The sequence below is a fragment of the Streptomyces winkii genome (genome assembly GCF_032248595.1).
In the GTDB taxonomy this organism is placed as follows: Bacteria; Actinomycetota; Actinomycetes; order Streptomycetales; family Streptomycetaceae; genus Streptomyces; species Streptomyces winkii.
Genome location: NZ_JASTTH010000003.1, coordinates 487,929 through 507,739, shown reverse-complemented (window position 1 = coordinate 507,739; position 19,811 = coordinate 487,929). Strand labels below are relative to the sequence as shown.

At 71.8% G+C, this 19,811-nt stretch carries 18 protein-coding genes; 7 read left to right on the top strand and 11 right to left on the bottom strand.

Annotated elements, in window-relative coordinates; all coding sequences use genetic code 11:
* Window positions 1–28: 28 nt before the first annotated feature.
* Window positions 29–1,303: an ATP-grasp domain-containing protein gene (locus QQM67_RS10755; RefSeq protein ID WP_314173466.1), complete on the top strand. Its 1,275-nt coding sequence runs from the start codon at window positions 29–31 to the stop codon at window positions 1,301–1,303.
* A 24-nt stretch (window positions 1,304–1,327) separates the two neighbouring features.
* A complete protein-coding gene (locus tag QQM67_RS10750) occupies window positions 1,328–3,352 on the top strand; it encodes a CocE/NonD family hydrolase (RefSeq protein WP_314173764.1) in 2,025 nt (674 codons plus the stop codon).
* Window positions 3,353–3,512: 160 nt separating this feature from the next.
* Here QQM67_RS10750 and QQM67_RS10745 read toward each other — a convergent pair whose 3' ends face one another.
* The 3 genes from QQM67_RS10745 to QQM67_RS10735 all read right to left on the bottom strand — a co-directional run bounded on the left by QQM67_RS10745 (window position 3,513) and on the right by QQM67_RS10735 (window position 6,026).
* A complete protein-coding gene (locus QQM67_RS10745) occupies window positions 3,513–4,535 on the bottom strand; it encodes a DMT family transporter (protein WP_314173465.1) in 1,023 nt (340 codons plus the stop codon).
* Window positions 4,532–5,164, bottom strand: coding sequence for a CGNR zinc finger domain-containing protein (locus QQM67_RS10740; RefSeq protein ID WP_314173464.1), 633 nt, complete (start codon window positions 5,162–5,164; stop codon window positions 4,532–4,534). The genes QQM67_RS10745 and QQM67_RS10740 overlap by 4 nt, the downstream gene beginning before the upstream one ends.
* 67 nt (window positions 5,165–5,231) lie before the next feature.
* On the bottom strand, window positions 5,232–6,026 hold the full coding sequence (locus QQM67_RS10735) for an IclR family transcriptional regulator (RefSeq protein ID WP_314173463.1): 795 nt from the start codon (window positions 6,024–6,026) through the stop codon (window positions 5,232–5,234).
* Window positions 6,027–6,261: 235 nt separating this feature from the next.
* Between QQM67_RS10735 and QQM67_RS10730 the strand changes: the two genes are divergently transcribed.
* The 3 genes from QQM67_RS10730 (at window position 6,262) to QQM67_RS10720 (ending at window position 9,628) form a co-directional block, all read left to right on the top strand.
* Window positions 6,262–7,365, top strand: coding sequence for an Ldh family oxidoreductase (locus tag QQM67_RS10730; RefSeq protein ID WP_314173462.1), 1,104 nt, complete (start codon window positions 6,262–6,264; stop codon window positions 7,363–7,365).
* Window positions 7,366–7,375: 10 nt separating this feature from the next.
* Complete coding sequence (locus tag QQM67_RS10725) at window positions 7,376–8,761, top strand: MFS transporter (protein WP_314173461.1); 1,386 nt, start codon at window positions 7,376–7,378, stop codon at window positions 8,759–8,761.
* 102 nt (window positions 8,762–8,863) lie between these two features.
* Window positions 8,864–9,628: an SDR family NAD(P)-dependent oxidoreductase gene (locus QQM67_RS10720; protein ID WP_314173460.1), complete on the top strand. Its 765-nt coding sequence runs from the start codon at window positions 8,864–8,866 to the stop codon at window positions 9,626–9,628.
* Between the two features lie 53 nt (window positions 9,629–9,681).
* On the opposite strand, the gene QQM67_RS10715 is transcribed toward QQM67_RS10720, so the two are convergent.
* From QQM67_RS10715 to QQM67_RS10685, 7 genes are all read right to left on the bottom strand, one after another.
* Window positions 9,682–10,221, bottom strand: a complete 540-nt coding sequence (locus QQM67_RS10715) for a flavoprotein (RefSeq protein ID WP_314173459.1) — start codon at window positions 10,219–10,221, stop codon at window positions 9,682–9,684.
* Window positions 10,222–10,335: 114 nt separating this feature from the next.
* On the bottom strand, window positions 10,336–11,382 hold the full coding sequence (locus QQM67_RS10710; protein ID WP_314173458.1) for a quinone oxidoreductase family protein: 1,047 nt from the start codon (window positions 11,380–11,382) through the stop codon (window positions 10,336–10,338).
* Between the two features lie 7 nt (window positions 11,383–11,389).
* A complete protein-coding gene (locus QQM67_RS10705; protein ID WP_314173457.1) occupies window positions 11,390–11,749 on the bottom strand; it encodes a hypothetical protein in 360 nt (119 codons plus the stop codon).
* Window positions 11,746–12,609, bottom strand: coding sequence for a DODA-type extradiol aromatic ring-opening family dioxygenase (locus QQM67_RS10700; RefSeq protein ID WP_314173456.1), 864 nt, complete (start codon window positions 12,607–12,609; stop codon window positions 11,746–11,748). The genes QQM67_RS10705 and QQM67_RS10700 overlap by 4 nt, the downstream gene beginning before the upstream one ends.
* Window positions 12,610–12,631: 22 nt before the next feature.
* Window positions 12,632–13,453: a citryl-CoA lyase gene (locus QQM67_RS10695; RefSeq protein WP_314173455.1), complete on the bottom strand. Its 822-nt coding sequence runs from the start codon at window positions 13,451–13,453 to the stop codon at window positions 12,632–12,634.
* A 35-nt stretch (window positions 13,454–13,488) separates the two neighbouring features.
* Window positions 13,489–14,667 (bottom strand): CaiB/BaiF CoA transferase family protein, encoded by a 1,179-nt coding sequence (locus QQM67_RS10690; protein ID WP_314173763.1) that lies wholly within the window; start codon window positions 14,665–14,667, stop codon window positions 13,489–13,491.
* A gap of 138 nt (window positions 14,668–14,805) precedes the next feature.
* Window positions 14,806–15,618 (bottom strand): IclR family transcriptional regulator domain-containing protein, encoded by an 813-nt coding sequence (locus QQM67_RS10685; RefSeq protein ID WP_314173454.1) that lies wholly within the window; start codon window positions 15,616–15,618, stop codon window positions 14,806–14,808.
* Between the two features lie 196 nt (window positions 15,619–15,814).
* On the opposite strand from QQM67_RS10685, the gene QQM67_RS10680 reads away from it, so the two are divergent.
* Together QQM67_RS10680 and QQM67_RS10675 are read left to right on the top strand one after the other, a co-directional pair.
* On the top strand, window positions 15,815–17,083 hold the full coding sequence (locus QQM67_RS10680) for an MFS transporter (protein ID WP_314173453.1): 1,269 nt from the start codon (window positions 15,815–15,817) through the stop codon (window positions 17,081–17,083).
* Between the two features lie 48 nt (window positions 17,084–17,131).
* Window positions 17,132–18,598 carry an amidohydrolase family protein gene (locus QQM67_RS10675; RefSeq protein WP_314173452.1) on the top strand — a complete coding sequence of 489 codons (1,467 nt, stop codon included), beginning with the start codon at window positions 17,132–17,134 and terminating at the stop codon, window positions 18,596–18,598.
* Between the two features lie 48 nt (window positions 18,599–18,646).
* Here the strand turns inward: QQM67_RS10675 and QQM67_RS10670 are convergent, their stop codons facing one another.
* Complete coding sequence (locus QQM67_RS10670; RefSeq protein WP_314173451.1) at window positions 18,647–19,684, bottom strand: uroporphyrinogen decarboxylase family protein; 1,038 nt, start codon at window positions 19,682–19,684, stop codon at window positions 18,647–18,649.
* Window positions 19,685–19,811: the final 127 nt, after the last annotated feature.

Sequence of the window (19,811 nt, the reverse complement as noted above, 5' to 3'; positions counted from 1 at the left end):
ATGCGCCCGAGGGGGGTAACCGGGCGCCATGGCAGCCAGGGAGAACGTCTTCGTACTCGGACTCGACGAGCGCAACCGCGAGCTCCTGCACGATCTTCCCCATCTGGCCGCGTACCGCTTCCACGCGCTGCTCGGCCACGAGGAACTGACAGAGGGCGACACGGTGCCGCTGCGGGACCTGCTGGAGAAGGCGGAGAGCAGGCTTGAGGCCTTCGACGGAAGCATCGACGCGATCGTGGGCTACTGGGACTTCCCGGTGAGCTCCATGGTGCCGATCCTGTGCGAGCGCCACGGCCTGCCCTCCGCACCCCTGGAGGCGGTCGTCAAGTGCGAGCACAAGTACTGGAGCCGCCTGGAGCAGCAGAAGGTCTGCGACGCGCATCCGCCGTTCGCCCTCGTCGATCTCGAAGACCCGGTCCCGCCGCCGGAGTTGGACTTCCCGATGTGGCTCAAGCCGGTGAAGTCCCGCTCGTCGGAGCTGGCCTTCCGGGTGAGCGGTCCGGAGGAGTTCGCGGACGCGGCCGCCCGCATCCGCGACGGCATCGGCGGGATCGGCAAGCCCTTCGACTCGGTGCTGTCGCTGCTGGACCTGCCGCCGGAGATCGAGCGGGCGGGCGGCCAGGCCTGCCTGGCCGAGGGGGAGGTCTCCGGCCGCCAGATCACGGTCGAGGGCTACTGCTTCGGCGACAAGCCCCATGTGTACGGAGTGATCGACTCGGTGCTGTACCCGGGGACGTCGAGCTTCCTGCGGTACCAGTACCCGTCCTCCGTGCCGGCCGGGGTCGCCGGCCGGCTGACGGACGTCTCCGAGCGGGTCGTGCGGCAGGTCGGCCTGACGGACTCGACGTTCAACATCGAGTACTTCTGGGACCCGGAGCGCGACCGGATCGACATCGTCGAGATCAACCCGAGGCTCTCCCAGTCGCACGCACCGCTCTTCGAGTTCGTCGACGGGGTGCCCAATCACCAGTGCATGGTCAGCCTCGCGCTCGGCGACGATCCCCGACTCCCGTACCGCCAGGGCCCGTTCGGGGTCGCCGGGAAGTGGTTCCTGCGCCGGTTCTCCGACGCGCGCGTGCGCCGCGTCCCCGGCCGGGACGACGTCTCCCGGGTCGAGCGGGAGATCCCCGGCGCGATCGTCGACGTCGTCCCCGAGGAGGGCGACCTGCTCTCCGGCCTGCCGATGCAGGACAGCTACAGCTACGAGCTGGCGGCCCTCTACATCGGAGCGGAGGACGAGGCCGAGCTCGACCGGAAGTACCGGCGCTGCCTGGAACTGTTGCCGTTCGAATTCGACGAGTAGGAGAGCCGAATGCGGACCACGGGAATGAAGGAGGTCAGCTCCGGACCGCACGCCGTGAAGGAGGAGGAGCACGTCTGGATCCCGGCACGGGACGGGACGCGCCTCGCCGGACGGATCTGGCGCCCCGTCTCCTCCGACACCGAACCGGTCCCCGCGATCCTGGAGTTCATCCCCTACCGCAAGCGCGATCTCACCGCGCTGCGGGACTCCGTCAACCACCCGTATCTCGCGGCGCACGGCTACGCGTGCGTGCGGGTCGACCTGCGCGGCAGCGGCGACTCCGAGGGCCTGCTCGCCGGCGAGTACCTCGAAGAGGAGTTCCGCGACGGCGAGGACGTCCTCGCGTGGATGGTCCAGCAGCCCTGGTGCAACGGGCGCACCGGAATGATGGGCATCTCCTGGGGCGGCTTCAACGCGCTCCAGCTCGCCGCGCGCCGGCCCCCGGGCCTCGGTGCGGTCGCGGCCCTGTGCTGCAGCGACGACCGGTACGCCGACGACGTGCACTACATGGGCGGCTGCCTGCTCAGCGACAACCTGTCGTGGGCCTCGACGATGCTCGCCTACGTCTCGTGCCCGCCCGACCCCCAGGTGGTGGGTCCGCAGTGGCGGGAGATGTGGCACGAGCGGCTGGACGGGATGAGCCCGTGGCTGGCCGAGTGGCTCGATCACCAGCCGCGCGACGCGTACTGGCGCCACGGCTCCGTGTGCGAGGACTACTCCGACGTCGAGTGCCCGGTGCTCGCCGTCAGCGGCTGGGCCGACGGTTACTCCAACGCCGTCTTCCGATTGCTGGAGCGGCTCGACGTGCCCCGCCGGGGCCTGATCGGCCCGTGGTCGCACAAGTACCCGCACCTGGGCGTGCCGGGTCCGGCCATCGGCTTCCTCCAGGAGCTCGTGCGCTGGTGGGACCACTGGCTCAAGGACGAGGAGAACGGCGTGATGGACGCGCCGATGCTGTGCACGTGGATGCAGGAGAGCATGCCGCCGTCCACCGCCTACGACGAGCGCCCCGGGCGCTGGGTGGGAGAGCCCGGCTGGCTCTCGCCGCACGTGCGGCGCGTACAGCACCCGCTCGGGGAGCACCGGATCGGACGGCCCGGCGAGCGGCTGACCTCGCCGCCTCTGAGCGTGGAATCGCCGCTGTCCGTGGGCCAGTTCGCCGGGAAGTGGTGCTCCTACAACGCCCCTCCGGACCTGCCGTACGACCAGCGCGAGGAGGACGGCGGCTCCCTCGTCTTCGAGAGCGAGCCGCTGAGCGAGCGCTGCGAGATCCTCGGCGGACCGGTGCTGCACGCGACGCTGGAGGTGGACCGGCCCGTGGCGATGGTGGCCGTCCGGCTCTCCGACGTGGCGCCCGACGGACGGGCCACGCGGGCCACGTACGGGCTGCTCAACCTCACCCACCGGAACGGCCACGCCGAGCCCGAGGACCTCGAACCGGGTCGGCGCTACCGCGTCCGCGTCCAACTCAACGGTGTGGCACAGGCGTTCCCGGCGGGGCACCGGATCCGCATCGCCCTGTCGACCTCGTACTGGCCGCTGGCATGGCCGCCGCCGGAGCCGGTGCGGATGACCGTGCATCCCGAGGACAGCGAGCTCGAACTGCCGATCCGCCCGATCGTCGAGCCCGACGAGCTGCCCACGCCGCTCTTCGGGGAGCCGGAGGGCGCGCCGCCGCTGCCGAGCGAGGTGATCAGGCCGGGCGAGCAGCGCTGGACCGTCTCGCGTGATCTCGTCGACTACGGGTCGGCGCTGGAGGTCGTCAAGGACCTCGGCGTCCTGTACATGGAGGACATCGACCTGGAGGTGACCCGCCGGGCGTACGAGCGCTACCGCTGGACGGGAGACGACTTCGGGTCCGTGTGCGGCGAGATCGAGTGGGTCATGGGCTTCACCCGGGACGACTGGGACGTGCGTACGACGACGCGGACGGTGCTGACGTCCGACGTGTCGAACTTCTATCTGCACGCCACGATGGATGCGTACGAGGGCAACCGCCGCGTGCGCTCCCGCAATTGGGAATACACCATTCCCCGCGACCACCTCTGAACCTGCTGCCCGGCGTCGGGGCGGTCCTCCCGGTGCCCGGAAGCTGAGCGTGTAGAGCAGCACGGAACTGCGGAGCCGCGCCCGCGCCCCTCGTCTCGGCTTTCGAAGGGCGCACCCGGGCGGGACCGGCCGGGTGGCCCGACGGGTGCGCGCGCCGAGGTCAGTGCGTGCCGTCGGCGCGCGGAACGCCCGCGTCCGGGCGGGTGTTGAGGCACACGGCCATGCAGCCCAGAACGACGGCGGCCGTGACCGGTACGGCCCAGGTGATCCTCTCCGCGAGCAGCAGCCCCGACCAGGTGATCGCCAAGAACGGCTGGGCCAGGTTGAGTTGGCCGACGCGGGCGGTTCCGCCGGCCGCGAGTCCGTACAGCCAGGCCAGCGAGCCGAGGAACATGCTGGCCACTCCCGCGTAGGCGAGGCACGCCCAGGCCGACGGTGCGGCGCTCCCGGCGGCCTGTACGGGGAACAGCACGACCAGCGCGACGGCGCACGCGGGGGCGAGCAGGATCATGGCCCAGCACACCGTCGCCACGGCTCCGATCCCGCGGGCCACGCGTGCGCCCTCGACATAGCCGACGGCCGCACTGAGCACGGCGGCGACGAGCCAGCCGTCGGCCGCGTGCAGGCTGCCTCCGCCCTGCACGATCGCGAAGGCGATCACCGCGCAGAGTCCGATCGCGCAGGCCGCCCAGAATCTCGCGGCCGGACGCTCTCCCCCTCGGATCGCGGCGAGCACCGCGGTGGCGGCGGGCAGCAACCCCACGACGACCGCGCCGTGGTGGGCCGGTACGCGTTCGACCGCCAGCGCGAGGAAGAGCGGGTAGCCGACCGCCTGCCCCAGTCCGGCGATCAGCAGACCGGGCAGCCACCTGCGGCCCGGCCAGCGCAGCCGGCGCGTCGCCGCCAGCGTCGCGACGCCCAGGGCCGCCGCGATCAGTATCCGCGCGGCGGTCAGCGTGCCCGATCCGAAGACCGGGGCGGCGATCCGGCTCACCGGGGCGGTGCCGCTGAAGCACAGGACACCCAGGCTTCCCACGACGGCGCCGCCGAGCAGGCGCGAGCGGCCCGAACCGCGGGCCGGGGCCGCCGCTCCGGCGTTGCCCTGCGTCGCGTCCGCGTCCCGCGTCCCGTCCGCGTTCTGCGCTGCGTCCGTGCTCTGCGTCCCGTCCGCGTTCTGCGTCATGTCCGTTCACCGCCGCGGCGCTGCCGGGCACGGTGGTCGCGTACGTTCTGGCGGTTGCCGCAGCGGCTGTGCGCGCACCAGCGCCGACGGCCCGGCTGGGACGTGTCCACGAAGAGGAACGCGCAGTCGTCAGCGGCGCATTCGCGGAGGCGCCCGGCCAGGGAACCGGTCAGCAGGTCGATGCCGTCGCGTGCCACGGCGGACAGCGACGCGGACGCCTGGTCGCCGGTGAGCAGGCGCAGTTCACCGTCCGCCGAGAGCTGCGGCGCCGGATCGGGTCGCGCCGCCGCGCGGTTGACGACGGCGATCCCGTCCGCAGTCCCTTCCGGGACCCCTGCCGCGAGCGGACGGCCGTGAATGCGCGCGAGGAAGAGCCCGTAGAGCGCTTCGCGCAGCGACCGGGCGGCGCGCAGATCGGACTCGGAGACCGCGCTCGCGCCCGTCCAGAGCCCGGCCCCCACCAGCCACCGCGACAGGTCCTCGGGGCGCTCCAACTGCTCGACGGGCGCGACGTGCCGCCACAGCACCGTGGAACACAGATCCAGGCTCGGCCGCCCCGCACGGAAGCGGAAGCCGTCTCCGTCGGCGGTCCTGGGCGGTTCGGCGGGTGCGGGTCGCTCGGTGGGCACGCGGGCAGCGTAATGAGTTCAAGTGCTTACACGGAAGAGTCTGCCGCGGACGATGCCCGCGGCCCCGTCACCCGGCGTCGGGCCGGTGCGGCGTGAGCCCGCAGCGGTGGGCGGGGGCCGCGAGCGTCAGCGAGAAGCGCTTGGCCGCGGCGGCGACGGCCTCCCCTGAGCCCGAAAGCGACGTACCGTCCGAGAAGTTGCTCAGGGCCGCGGCGCTGATGCCGCCGATGGCCAGGCCCGAGTGGTCGAAGACGGGGGCCCCGGCCGCGATGACACCCGATTCGTTCTCCTCGTGGTCCTCCGCGTAGCCGCGCGCTCGTACCGTCGCGAGCTCGGCGAGCAGCTTCGCCGGGTCGGTGTGCGTGCGCTCCGTACGCGCGGGCATGCCCGTGCGCTTGAGGAGCGCGAGCACCGACTCGTCGGGCATGGAGGCGAGTACGGACTTCCCGACCGACGTGGAGTGCAGGGCGAGGCTCATGCCGACGCGCGAGGCCAGCCGGTAGGGCTTGTCGCCCTCCAACTTGGCGGCGTAGACGGCCTCGTCGCCGGTGAGCAGGGCGAAGTGGACCGTCCAGTTCGTCTCGTCGCGCAGCTCCTCCAGGGTCGGCCACGCCTGTCTCGGCAGGTCGACCTCGCGCTGGTGGCTGCCGACGAGCGTGAGCGTGCGCGGGCCGCTGGCGTAGCTGCCGCGGCCCAGCGAGCGGGCGAAGCCGCGCTCGACGAGGGTCTGCAAGATCCGGTGGACCGTGGGCTTGGGCAGCGCCGTGACCTCGGAGATCTCGGCGATGCTGCGGTGCTGCGCGAGTGCTTCGAGCACATCGAGCGTCTTGTCCGCCGCCGTGCGCCGCCCCTCACTGGCCATCCGCCCAGTCTAGCCAGCCCCGCCGGCGGGGGCGTGCGTGCGGGAAAGCCCGGAAATTCCCCATACGTGAGCAACGTTCGGCCCGTTCCTGCTTGAGCTTCCTGCTGCGAGGTGGGTTCCCAGCGGCAGGAGGCTGTGGCAGCATCTCGGCACTTCGAGTTTTTCCGGAACGGAATTCCTTCAGGCGGAATACCGATCAGGCGGAACACCGAGCTGTGGCGAAGGCGGCAGGAACGTGCGTACGCAGACAGGGAGCGACCGCGAGCGGTCGACCGGGGCGCAGGAGCTGACAGCTCTGGCAGCGCGGCTGCTGGAGGAGTCCGGCCTGGCGCCGCGCTCCGCGCGCTCCGTGGCGGACTCGCTGGTGGCGTCGAACCTGCTGGGACACGACTCGCACGGCGTGCGGCGGCTGCCCGGCTACCTCGCGGCCGTACGCGAAGGGCTGATCGACCCCGGCAGGACCGGGCGCGTCCTCACCCGGCGGGGCGCCACGGCGGTCATCGACGGTGAGCGCGCCTTCGGGCAGCTCGCCGCCGGCCTTGCGACCGACGAACTGCTCGCTCTGTGCGAGGAGTTCGCGGTCGGGGTCGTCACCGTGCAGAACTGCAACCACGTCGGCAGGCTCGGCGAGTACACCGGCCGCCTGGCCGAACAGGGCCTCGTCGCCCTGGCGTTGTCGAACGCCGACCCGACGGTCGCCCCGTACGGCGGCAAGGAGCGCCGTCTGGGGACCAACCCGATGTCCTGGGGCCTGCCCCGCGCGGAGGGCCGGGCGCCGCTCGTCATGGACTGGGCGACGGCGGCCGTCGCCGAGGGCAAGCTGGCCCTCGCGCGGACAAGAGGACTGTCCGTCGCCGAGGGGCTGCTGATCGACGCCTCGGGTACGGGCTCGCGCGACCCGGACGACTTCTACCGGGGCGGCGCCCTGCTGCCCTTCGGCGGTCACAAGGGCTACGGGCTGAGCGTCGTGATCGAGATCGTCGGAGGTCTGCTCAGCCGCGCGGGGATCTCCAGCATGCCCGGCTACGAAGGGCACTTCGGCACGGTGCTGATCGGCGTGCGCATCGACGCGTTCGTGCCGCTCGCCGAATTCCGCACGCAGACCGAGGAGTTCTGTGCCGCGCTGGCCCGGACGGAGCCTTCCGCCGGCGCGGAGGAGGTTCTGGTTCCCGGGGAGCCGGAGGAGCGAACGCGAAGGTACCGGCGCCGGCACGGCATCCCGCTCCCGCAGGGGACGTGGGAGGAGCTGCTGGCGCTCAAGGGCGCCGCCGACGGGGACGGCCAGGACGGTGGACGGCCCGCGCCGCACGGCAACCAGGGGGACCACGCAGATCCTTGAGGAGACGACGATGTCCCAGGCAGCACCACCCCCGACCACGAGGAACACACGGAACGACAGCGAACTGCGGCGTGTGGTCACGGCGTCCGTCGTGGGCACCGCGCTGGAGTGGTACGACTTCTTCATCTACGGCACGGCCGTCGTGCTCGTCTTCAACGACCTCTTCTTCGTCCAGGACGACCCGGCCATGGGCACGCTCATCGGGCTCGCCACCTTCGGTGTCGGGTTCATCTTCCGTCCCGTGGGCGGCTTCTTCTTCGGTGCGCTGGGCGACCGCATCGGGCGGCGCTCGACGCTCGTACTGACCACGCTGGTCATGGGGTTGTCCACCGGCGTGATCGGCCTGCTGCCCACCTACGACTCGATCGGGCTCGCCGCACCGGTGCTGCTGACGCTGATGCGCGTGTGCCAAGGGCTGGGCGCGGGCGCCGAGTTCGGCGGTGCCTCGACGCTGCTCGCGGAGCACGCACCGGCCCCGCGGCGCGGCTTCTACGCCTCGTTCGCGCAGATGGGCGTGCAGGCGGGGCTCGTGCTGGGCATGGTCGTCTTCCTGTTCGTCGGGATGCTTCCGCAGGCGAGCCAGCAGTCCTGGGGGTGGCGGCTGCCGTTCCTCTTCAGCTTCGTGCTGATCGCCGTCTCGCTCTATCTGCGGCTGCGCGTCGCCGAATCCCCCGTCTTCCGGCGGATGAAGGAGAACCGGAGCGTCGTGAGGCTGCCGGTGCGCGAGGCGCTGCGCCGCTATCCGCGCAGCTTCCTCGTGGGGATCGGCGCGCACATCTGCGACACCTCGGTCGTCTACATCTACGCGACGTTCTCGGTGTCGTACGTGACGGTCCAGGTGGAACAGCCCAAGTGGGTCGCGCTGACCGGGGTGATCTCCTTCGGGCTCGTCGTGATCGCGCTTCAGCCCGTGTACGGCGCGCTGTCGGACCGCATCGGGCGCAGGCCTCTCAACCTCTTCAGCGTGATCTTCACCGGCCTCTTCGCGTACCCGTTCTTCCTGCTGCTGGACACCGGTGTGCCCGTCGTCATCTGGCTGGCGCTGATCATCGCCACCTCCCTCGGGCTGGCGCCGATGATCGCCGTCCAGCCGGCCTTCTACGCCGAGCTGTTCGGGGCGCGCGTGCGCTACACCGGGTTCGCCGCGTCACGCGAGATCGGTGCGGCGCTCGCCGGGTTCTCGCCGTTCATCGCCGCCGCGCTGCTCGGCTACGCGGGCGGCGACCCGTGGCTCGTGGCGGCCTTCATGGCGGCGACGGCGGCGGTGTCGCTCGTGGCGTTCCTGTACTCGAAGGAGTCCCGTGAGATGGACGTGACCCTGGAGGAGTACGCACCGGCCGGCCCCGGCGGACCCGAACCCGCCAAGCCGACGCCGCCCGCGGCGGAGACGGACTGACGCGGACGAGCACGGAACGGCGCCGGGGGCGCGGAGAGACGCCGGGAGCAGGGCCGGGCACGCGGCCCCTGGCACGAGTGAAGCGGGAGAGCGGAGAGCGTCATGGAGTTGCGCGACAAGGTCGCCGTCGTCACCGGCGGCTGCACGGGCATCGGGCGGGCCACGGCGCTCGCGCTCGCCGACGCGGGCGCGCGCGGCGTCGCCGCGAACTGGACGCGGTCGGCCGACGCCGCGGACGCCCTGGCCCGCGACGGCGCCTCGCGGGGATGCGAGGTCCTGACGGCCCGGGCGGACGTGTCCGACGACGCGGCCGTGCGGGAGTTCGCCGGGACGGTCCTGGAGCGGTTCGGGCGGGTGGACGTCCTGGTCAACAACGCGGGCACCACCCGTCCCGTCCCCGAGGCCGATCTGGAGGGGCTCGGCGACGACGTCTGGCACGAGCTGCTGGACGTCAACGTCGTGGGCGCCTTCCGCGCCGTGCGGGCCTTCGCGCCCGCGCTGCGGAAGGCGGCGGGAGCGGTCGTCAACGTCTCCTCCATCTCCGCCTACCGCGCGGGCGGCTCCTCGATCGCGTACGGCGTGAGCAAGGCCGCGATGCTTCAGCTCACGCGCAACCTGGCGAGCGCCCTCGCCCCGGACGTACGGGTCAACGCCGTCGCCCCCGGCACGGTCGCGACCCGCTGGCAGACCGGACTGCACGGCGAGGAGGGCTTCGCGGAGCGGGCGGAGGCCGAGCGCAGGAGCGTGCCGCTGCGGCGCACGGCAGGCCCGGAGCATGTGGCGCAGGCCGTACTCGGGCTGCTGGGAATGGACTTGGTGACCGGAGAGACGGTGATCGTGGACGGCGGCAAGCACGTCCGGTACTGACACCGCACGGAGCCGGCCCCTGGTGGCCCCGCGCAGGTCCGCGCGCTGCGGGGCTACTTCGCCAGCGTGCGCGCCTGATCGAGCGCCAGCGCCCACGGGTAGCCCTTGCGGTCGCCCTCCCCCGGCGGGTGCGGCTGGAAGCCCCCTTCGCCGAACAGGACCCGCACCCCGGCGCCCCGCAGCGTCTCGATGCTGCCCCCGAACTGCGGGTGCGTGGCGTACGCGCTGTTGACGCACGGCATCACCACGAGCGGCCACCGCCTGCCGAGAGCCTCGATCACGCGGCCGGTCACGAAGTTCGTCGTCAGGCCCAGCGCGCAGGCGTTGACGCTGTTCAGCGTCGCCGGGGCGAGGACGGTCGCGTCCGCGGGCGGCCACAGCTCGCTGCCGCCGAGCGTCCGCGGGACGTGGCGCACCGGATATCCGGTCTGCCCCTCCAGTGCGGGGAGTTGGTCCTGGAGCCACCCCGCGGCGGTCGGCGTGAGACCGACGCAGACGGTCCAGCCGTCGGCCTGTGCGCGCCACACGACATCGACGAGGTCGACCACGGGCGGAGCCGCGCAGCCCAGGAGGTGCAGCACACGAGAAGCCATGCGAGGTATCCCACCACAGCAGACCCCTCCCGTAACGCGATGTGTCGCGAGCGGATAACCGGGGCGGACGGGCGGAGTGCGCGCGCGAGGCGCGCCGCCGCACCGCCCGTACGTTCAACTCCCGTGCTGGGCAAGGCGATCGGCGGACTTCCGGGCACCGGAGGGCGCGCCCTCGCGGTGCCCGGTGAGGTCGACGACGACGCGCCGTTCGGCCGTCCCCTGCGCCTGCCGCTCCCAGGCGCCGGGCAGCCCGTCCAGGGGCACCACCTCGTGGTCGACGGTGAGGCGTCCGTCCGCCGCGTACCGGAGCAGGGAGCGCAGCGCCTCCCCCTTCTGCTCCGTGCCGATCTCGTTGTTCGTATAGCCGAGAATGCGCGCTGAGCGGCTGCGGACGACGGCGGAGGCGAAGCTCGCCGTCTCGCCTGCGGAGCTTCCGAGGTTGACGAACCTGCCGCCCTGAGCGAGGAGTTGCACGGCGGCCGTCGCCGGCACGCCGCACAGCGGGTCGATGACCACGTCGGTGTCGCGTGCGCCGGCGTCGGCGAGCCTGGCGGCCAGCTCGTCCGGATCGTCGTCGTCGTGCAGCGCGACGACGGCGTGCGCCCCGCACGCCTCCGCCCGCTGCTGTGCGCGGCGCGAACGGGAGGCGGCCACGACCCGGCCGGCGCCCGCGAGGCGGGCCGCCTGGATCGCGACCTGCCCGACGACGCTGCCCCCGCCGAGGACGAGGACCTTCTCACCGGCTCGCATGGCGCCCTTCCAGGTCAGGGCCGTCCATGCGGCGATCGCGGACAGCCCCAGCGCGGCGACGAGGGTGTCCTCGACGCCGCCCGGGAGCGGTGTCAACTCGGTCTCGGGGACCAGCACTTGCTCGGCCATGCTGCCGTCGCCCGGGGCCATCCCGGCGGCGGTCGGGAACCACACCCGCGTACCGCCGGGCAGCCCGGCGGCGTCATGGACGACGCCGACTCCCTGGACGCCGGGGACGTAGGGAAGCTGCGGCGGCCCGAAGTACGACGTGCCCGTGGCGCACAGGACGTCCAGCGGCGTGATCGGCACCGCCGTCGTGGTGATCAGCGCGTGATCCCGGGCGCCCCGCGGCGGCGGACGCTCCCGCAGCACGGGTGCCGTGCCGTGGCGTTCGATGAGGGCTGCTCGCACCGCGCCCTCACGTCGCGTAGTCGGGGTAGGGAAGCGTGAAGTGCTGAAGCCGGCGTGCGTACTCCTTCTGGAATCCCAGCGGTTCGTGGTCGCGCTCGAACATCGCGATGAACAGCGTGAGGGTGAGGAAGGGATGCGCGCCGAGCTCGAAGAGGCGCGGGTAGTCGTGCGCGGCGAGCGCTTCGCGCTCCTCCGGCTCGAACGCCAGCCACGTCGTGGTCTCGGCCCGTACGCAGCCCAGGATGGTGCCCGCGCGCGTGGCCTCCCACCACTCGACGGTCCCACGTGGGTCGTCCCGGTAGCGCTCGACGAGTTCGGGGTCGCGGTCGATGGTGTAGAGGAACTTGTCGACCAGGTACTTGCTCATGCCGGTGCTCCGTTCGGATACCAGGTGAAGTAGGCCTCCATGGTGTGGAAGAGGTCAAGGCTGTCGACGTGGTCGGCCTTGGCGTTCTCACCGGCGACGCCCATCATCAGCATGAAGTCCATGAAGCCGTGGGTCGCGTTCCCCGGAGCGTGCAGGCTCTCCAGGCTCACCTCGGACAGGCAGCCCTCCAGGTCGCCGTTGGCGATCCAGTCGACGGCCTTGCGGTCGAACTCCGGGTCCGGGCCGTGCTCGCCGAACTGGCGGGGGCCTCCGAGCTCCAGCGACAGATGACCCGTGCCGATGATCGCCACCCGCTGGTCCGAGGGCCAGGACTCCACGATCTCCCGTATGGCGCGGCCGAGTTGGACGAAGCGCTTCGGCTGAGGGAGCGGCGGCGCGAAGATGTTCGTGTAGACGGGGACGATCGGGAGGTCCGCCTCCGGGCGCAGCGTGATGACGGGGCACGTGATGCTGTGGTCGATGCGCAGCTCGTCGCTGAACGCGAGATCGAACCCGGCGTCCAGGCCCTGCCGCAGGATGTGCCCCGAGAGCTCCTCGTGCCCGGTCAGCAGCATCCGGGGAAGCCCGAACTCCCGCTCCTCGTTGTAGAAGTTCCCGTCGTAGAAGGGCGCCTTCCCGACGAGGAACTGCGGCATGTTGTCCAGCCACAGCTGGTGGAAGTGGTCGCTGCCCACCATCACCAGGACGTCCGGCCTGGCGCGGGTCAGCGTCTCGCGGAACCTTTCGATCTTCGCCACCCACTCGTCGGCGAAGGGCGGACGTTCCTCTCCCGTCGACGTGCTCGCCCGGTAGTAGAACGGGTGGTGCGTGGAGGCGATAACCGCGACGACCTCGGCCATGGTTGCTCCTTGGGATGTCGTGTCAGGCGGTGTCCGGAGCCACGGAGGTCGCGTTGCGGTCCACGGACAGGTAGATGTCGCCGGCCACCGGCCGGCGGGTCTCCTCGGCCAGCTGCCCGAGCAGTCCCGCGGTGCGCGCGAGGAGCGCGAACCCTCGCAGCAGGTCGACCGGCAGGCCCAGGTCTGCCAGCGCGGCACCGCACACGCCGGCGCCGTTGAGTGGCAGGCGCCTGCCCAGTACTTCGGAGTGCACGCGGCCGACGGCCTCGAACAGGCGCAGATGCGGGCCCTTCAGGCCCTCCTCGTCGGCGACGGCCAGCAGCCGCGCGGTGCGCGGGTCGCGTTCCTTGTGCACGGGATGGCCGAGCCCCGGCACGAAGCGTCCCGCTGTACGGGTCCGCTTCACCGCCGACAGCGCCAGCGCGTCCCAGCCGGCCTCGTCCTCCGGGTCCTCGGGGGTTTCGGCGCGGTGCTCCTCCAGTACGCCGCTGAGGAACCGGCCGCAGTCCTCCGTCACGCCCAGGAACCGGGATCCGCCGCCGAGCAGGCCCGCCGCCAGGGCGCCCTGAAGCGAGTCGGGTGCGGACAGATAGGTCAGCCGCGCGGCGATCGCGGTCGGCGTGAACCCGTGGTCGGCGAGGGCCACGAGCACCGTCTCGAAGAGGCGGACCTGACCGGAGGTGGGGCGCCGCTGCGTCACCATCCACATCGCGAGCTCGCCGAAGCCGACGTGCCCCATCAGGTCGCCGGCCAGGTCGTGCCCGAGCAGCGAGATCGTCTCGGCGTCCGACGTACCGAGCGACGTGGGGTACGACGGTGCGCTGGGCGATGAGCCGTTGTCCACTGCGTGCCCTCCTCGGCGGTCTGGGTGTCCGGTCGTCAGCGGCGCGGCGAGGTGAGCCAGGCGCGCAGCTGCTCACCGTGCTCGTCGAGCCCCGGCGGCGGCAGGTCGTAGCGCGCGGGGCTCTCGGAGAAGGTGATCGGGTTGCGCACCGAAGGGACCGCGCGCTCGCCCTCCCCGACCCGTACGACCGGGTCCAGGCCCAGCTGTTCGGCGAACGCCACGCCTTCCTCGACCGTGTTGATGGGCCCGCACGGGACGCCCGCGTCGAGAAGTTCGCGGAACCAGTGCATCCGCCCCCGCGTCCGCAGCCGTTCGACGAGGAGCGGCCGGAGCTGTTCGCGGTTGGCCGTGCGCTCCTGGTTGGTGCCGAACCTGGGGTCGGCGGCCAGCTCCGGGACGCCCAGCACCTTGCACAGGGCGGCGAACTGCCCGTTGTTCCCGGCCGTGACGATCAGATCGCCGTCGGCGGTGGGCAGCGGCTCGTAAGGGAACAGGCTGGGGTGTGCGTTGCCCATGCGCTGCGGGACGACGCCGCCGGCGACGTAGGCGCTGGTGTGGTTCACCATCCCCGACAGGGCGGTGGAGAGCAGGTTGACCTCGACGTGCTGCCCGCGGCCGGTGCGGTTGCGGTGTTCCAGCGCGGCCAGCACGCCGATGGCGGCCTGCATGCCGGACATCACGTCGAACACCGAGATCCCGGAGCGGTACGGCGGGCCGTCGGGGTCGCCCGTCAGGCTCATCAGCCCCGAGATGGCCTGCACGATGAGGTCGTAGCCGGGCAGCGCGGCGCCGCCGCCGGAGCCGAAGCCGCTGATCGACGCGTAGACCACGGCCGGATTCCCCGCCGCGACGCTGTCGTAGTCCAGACCGAACTTGACCAGGCCGCCCGGGCGGAAGTTCTCCAGCAGGATGTCGGCGCGGGCCGCCAACTCCTGTGCGACGGCGCGGTCTTCGGCGTCGCGGAAGTCCAGCGCGATGGAGCGCTTGTTGCGGTTCATGCCGAGGTAGTACGTCGCTACATCGCCACGGAGCGGGGGCGACCAGGTGCGGGTGTCGTCGCCGGCCGGGCCCTCGACCTTCACGACCTCGGCTCCCATGTCCGCCAGCAGCATGCTCGCGTACGGGCCCGCCAGGATCCGGGAGAAGTCGGCGACGAGCAGCCCGGCGAGGGGCCCCCGGCCCCGGTCCTGCTCCGGATGTGCGTCACCCGCCATGACATCCACCAAGAGAGCCCTCCTGCCCGCTCTCCGGACAACTGTCCGGACTCGGAAAGCATCGGTGCGCGGGCGAGCGGATGTCAAGGGCGCACCGGGAGCCGGGAGGGGCCGGGCGTCGGTACGGGTCGGGCGGGGTCAGGAGACCTCGGGCTCGACCACCGCGCGCGGCAGGGCGTCGTAGACCGCGAGTTCGGCGCTCACCGCGCTCGCGGTCTCCCGCAGCAGGGGCAGGTACTCCCCGGTGAGCGTCTCCACCGAGGTCTCGGCCGCGTGGACGGTGACGTTCATGGCGGCGACGACCCTGCCCGTGCCGTCGCGCAGCGGCGCCGCGATCGAGCGGATGCCGGAGGCCAGGTCTTCGTCGGTCAGGGCCCAGCCCCGCGCCCTCACCTGGCGCAGCACGCGGTCCAGTTCGGCCCGCTCGGGCTGCCACTTGGCGACGACGCCCGCGCGGCTCGGCTCGGCGAGCGTGCGCTCGAGTTCGTCCTCGCCGAGATCGGCCAGGAGGATCTTCCCGAGCGACGTCGCCGGGGCGGGGAATCGCGTGCCGATCTGCACCGCCAGCGTGATGATCTTGGGCACGGCGACCCGGCCGACGTAGACGATGTCGGAGCCGTCGAGCTGCGCGATGGAGCTCGACTCGTGCGTCCGCGCGACGAGTTGCTCCATATGCGTCCGCGCCACCTCCCACAGCCCCATGCCCTGGACGTACGTCAGGCCGAGTTCGAGAACCCGGGGCGTGAGGGCGAAGCCGGCGTCGGCCGCGCGCACGTACCCGAGCGACTCCAGCGTGCGCAGGATGCGGCGCGCGGTGGGACGCGCGAGCTTCGCGGCCGTGGCGACCTCGCTCAGCGACATCACCGGCCTGTGCGGGTCGAACGCCTTGATGACGTCGAAGCCCCGGGCGATGGACTCGATGAAGTCGGGGTCAGGGTCACGGCGGGGCATCGGCACTCCTGCTGCTGGCTGCGTCTCGGTCGACACGTTCCAGGGCCCCCGACGCGCGGTCGCGAGCCTCGCGGACTTGCAGTCAACCACGTGGCGCGTGACCGCCGTCCCGTGACCTTGACAGCCCACAGGCCCGCTCGTACTTTACTGCTCCACGGACGATTGTCCGCACACCGGACACCGCGAGGAGCACGCCGTGACGAGCGTTCCGCAGCAGCAGGTGGATACGGGAACCGCGCAGGGAAGGTCCGCGACCACGCCGAGAGTCGTCGCCGTCGGCTTCGGGGTGCTGTGCCTCTCGTACATGCTCAACGCGATGGACCGGCAGATCTTCTACCCGCTGCTGCCGGACATCAGCGACGAGTTCGGGTTCAGCCTCGAACAGGGCGGCACGCTGGCCACCGGCTTCACGCTGGGCCTGGCAGCGGCCGGACTCGCGGGCGGCTTCCTCGCCGACCGGCTCTCGCGGCGGAACATCCTCGTGATCGCCGTCCTCATGTACTCGGCGGGCACGGTCGGCGTTCCGCTGGCCGGCGGCTTCGTGGACATGAGCGCCTACCGGCTGATCTCCGGCGTCGGAGAGGGCGTGCACGCGGCGGCGCTGTACGCGGTGGTCGGCGCGTTCTTCTTCCACCGGCGGGCGGTGGCCGCCGGTGTCGTCGGCGTCTCGTTCGGCCTCGGCATCTTCCTCGGCCCGCTCGTCGGCACGCAGATCGTCTCGGCGTGGGGCGACTGGCGCGGGCCGTTCTACGTCTTCGCCGCCGCCGGCGTCGTGATGTCGCTGCTCATCGTGGCGGTCGTCTCGAAGAAGCTGACCGAGGTGGTGACCGGTGCGCAGGACTCCTCGGAGCGGACCTACGACCACGTGCCCGCGAACCCGGTGAACCGCAACACCCTGGGTCTCGGCGTCGCCTGCGCCGTCTCGGGCCTGGTCTTCTACGGCTTCCTCGGCCTCTACCCCACGTTCCTCGCCAAGGAGCTCGGATTCGCCGCCGGCGAGGCGGCGTTCGCGCTGTCCATGGCCGGGTTCGGCGCCATGATGGCGCTGCCCGCCGGCTGGCTGGGCGACCGCTACGACCAGCGCATGCTGCTGGCCGCCGGGTTCGCCGGTGCGGGCGTGTGCACGTTCCTCGCCTACCAGGTGGTGACGACGCCGCCGGGGCACTACGTACTGGCCTTCCTCATCGGCACGTTCGCGAGCGGCGTCCTGTTCACCAACTGCACCACGGCCATGCAGCGGGCGGTCCGGCCGCAGCATGTCGGCCGCGGCGCCGGGATGTTCATGCTCACCTACTACGTCGGCGCCGCCTTCTCCGGCCTGGTCTTCGCCTGGCTGGTCGGCCGGCTGGGGTGGGGCGGCGCCGGGCTGTGGCAGCTGACGCTGCTGCCCGTCCTCGGGATCGCCGCGGTCAGCGTCGTGCGGACGTCCCAGATGCTCGTGCCGTACGGCGCCACGGCGAAGTAGCCGCCGCCAGAACTCTGGTGGAGGGGTGGAGTGGTGGAGGGGACAGACATGACAACCGACGGTTGGACTCAGCAGACATCAGAGACAGGACGTCCGGTCGTGCTCCGTCACGGCACCGTTCTCACGATGGACGACAGCAGGACGGTGCTCACCGACGCGGACGTGCTCGTGACCGGCGAGCGCATAGCGGCGGTCGGGCGGGCGCTGGAGGTCCCCGAGGGAACCCGCGAGATCGACGCGGCCGGTGGCATCGTCATGCCCGGCATGATCGACACCCACCGGCACATGTGGCAGACCGCGATGCGCGGGTACGGCGCGGACTGGACCCTGACGCAGTACTTCGTCTGGTACTACCTCGAACACGGCAAGGTCTTCCGTCCCGAGGACGTCTACGCCGGGAACCTGCTGTCTGCGGTCGAGTCGATCGACGCCGGCGTGACCACCACCGTCGACTGGTCGCACGGCCTCCAGACGACCGACCACGCCGAGGCCGCCGTCGACGCGCTGGAGGCGGTCCCCGGGCGGTTCGTCCTCGCGTACGGGAACATCCAGGCCGCGCCGTGGGAGTGGTCCGCAACGGCGGAATTCCGCGCGTTCGTCGAGAGGCGCTTCAGCGGAAGCGACATGCTCGGCTTCCAGATGGCCTTCGACGTGACGGGCGATCCGGAGTTCCCCGAGCGCGCGGCGTTCGAGGTGGCGCGCGACCTCGGCGCCCCGGTGACGACGCACGCCGGCGTGTGGGGCGCGACCAACGACGACAGCATCCGACTCATGCACGACCACGGCTTCATGACTCCCGGCACCGTGTACGTGCACGCCGCGACGCTGAGCCCCGACTCCTACAACCGCATAGCGGCCACCGGGGGAACGGTCTCGGTGTCGACCGAGAGCGAGCAGAGCTGCGGGCAGGGCTACCCGCCCACGTGGGCGCTCAGGGCGCACGGCATCCCCGTGGCGCTCTCCATGGACACCAGCGCCTGGTGGAGCGGCGACCTCTTCTCCGCCATGCGCGCGACGCTCGGAGCCGACCGGGCACGCGAGCATCTGGAGGCGCACGCCGAGGGCGAGACGGTCACGCACTGCCGTCTGCGCGCCGACCAGGTCGTCGAATGGGCGACCCGGGGAGGCGCGAGGGCGCTCGGGCTGGACGACGCCGTCGGCAGCATCGAGCCCGGCAAGAAGGCCGACGTCGTACTGATCAAGAACGACCACTCCCCCGCGATGTTCCCGCTCCTCAACCCGTACGGACACGTCGCCTTCCAGGCCCAACGGGCGGACGTGCACACGGTGTTGGTCGACGGCAGGGTCGTCAAGCACGATCACCGGCTCGTCGGCGCCGACCTGCCCGCGGTCCGCCGCACGGTCGAGGCCACCGTCGAGCATCTGCGCGGCGCCCTCGGCGAGGAGGCGTGGCGGCAGGGGATGAATCCCGAGATCCCCGAGACCAAGGTGCTGGACAACCCGTACACCTACACCGGCTACCGCAGCGCGGCCACGCACCAGGTGAGCGGCTAGGAGCAACCGGCCCCGGACCGGCGAGAGCCGGTCCGGGTTCCAGGGGTTCTAGCGGCCGGACTCGGCGCGCAGGATCTCCGAGGCGCCGGCCATCGCGCGGAGCTTGCCCTCCGCGGACTGCCGCGGCAGGTACTTCATGCCGCAGTCGGTCGCGACGACGATCCGCTCGGGGTCCACGTACGGCAGCGCTCGGCGGACCCTCGCGGCCACGGTCTCGGCGGACTCCACCGCGTGATCGGAGAGATCGATGACGCCGAGTATCACCGTCTTGTCCGGCAGGTGCTTGAGCACCGAGGTGTCGAGGTTGGACTGGGCGGTCTCGATCGAGACCTGATCGCAGGCGCAGTCGGCGAGTTCGGGAAGGAAGGAGTAGCCGGAGGGCCGTTCGTGGATGATCGCGGCGTAGCCGAAGCAGATGTGCACGGCCGTGGTCCCGGGAGCGTTCTCCAGCGCCCTGTTGAGCGCCTTCAGCCCGAACTCCCGCGCGGGTTCGGGGCGTGCCTGCATGTAGGGCTCGTCGATCTGCACGATGTCGGCCCCGGCGGCGAACAGGTCGTGCACCTCGGCGTTGACGGCCTCCGCGTAGGCCATCGCCAGCGCCTCGGGATTGCCGTAGTGGTCGTCCTGCGCCTGCTGCGACATCGTGAACGGCCCAGGCACGGTGACCTTGACGACGCGGTCGGTGTTGGCGCGCAGGAAGCGCACGTCCGCGGCCTGCACCGGCTCGGGGCGCCGTATCGGCCCCACGACGCGCGGGACGGGGTTGGGGTGGCCGCTCCGGTCCAGCGCCTCTCCGGGGTGGTCGATGTCCACGCCCTCCAGCGCGGTGGCGAAGTGGTTGGAGTAGCTCTCCCGGCGCATCTCCCCGTCCGTGACGACGTCGAGGCCCGCCCGCTCCTGTGCCCGTACGGCGAGCAGGGTCGCGTCGTCCTGCGCCTCCGCCAGGTGCTCAGGGTCCGCACGCCACAACTCGCGCGCGCGGACTCGCGGAGGGAACCGGTCGGCCAGCCTCGCCCGGTCGATGAGCCACTCGGGCTGCGCATAGCTGCCGACCAACGACGCGGGGAAGAGAGGAAGTGCGCGCATGGCCGAAACACTCCCGGACACGGCGCCGTGAGGCAATACGAGATCCGCGGCGTCTCGTGTGGCGGGCCGCGGGTCCGTACGGGCGCGGCTACGGAAGCCTCGCCGACGAGGCAGGAAGCGCACGGAA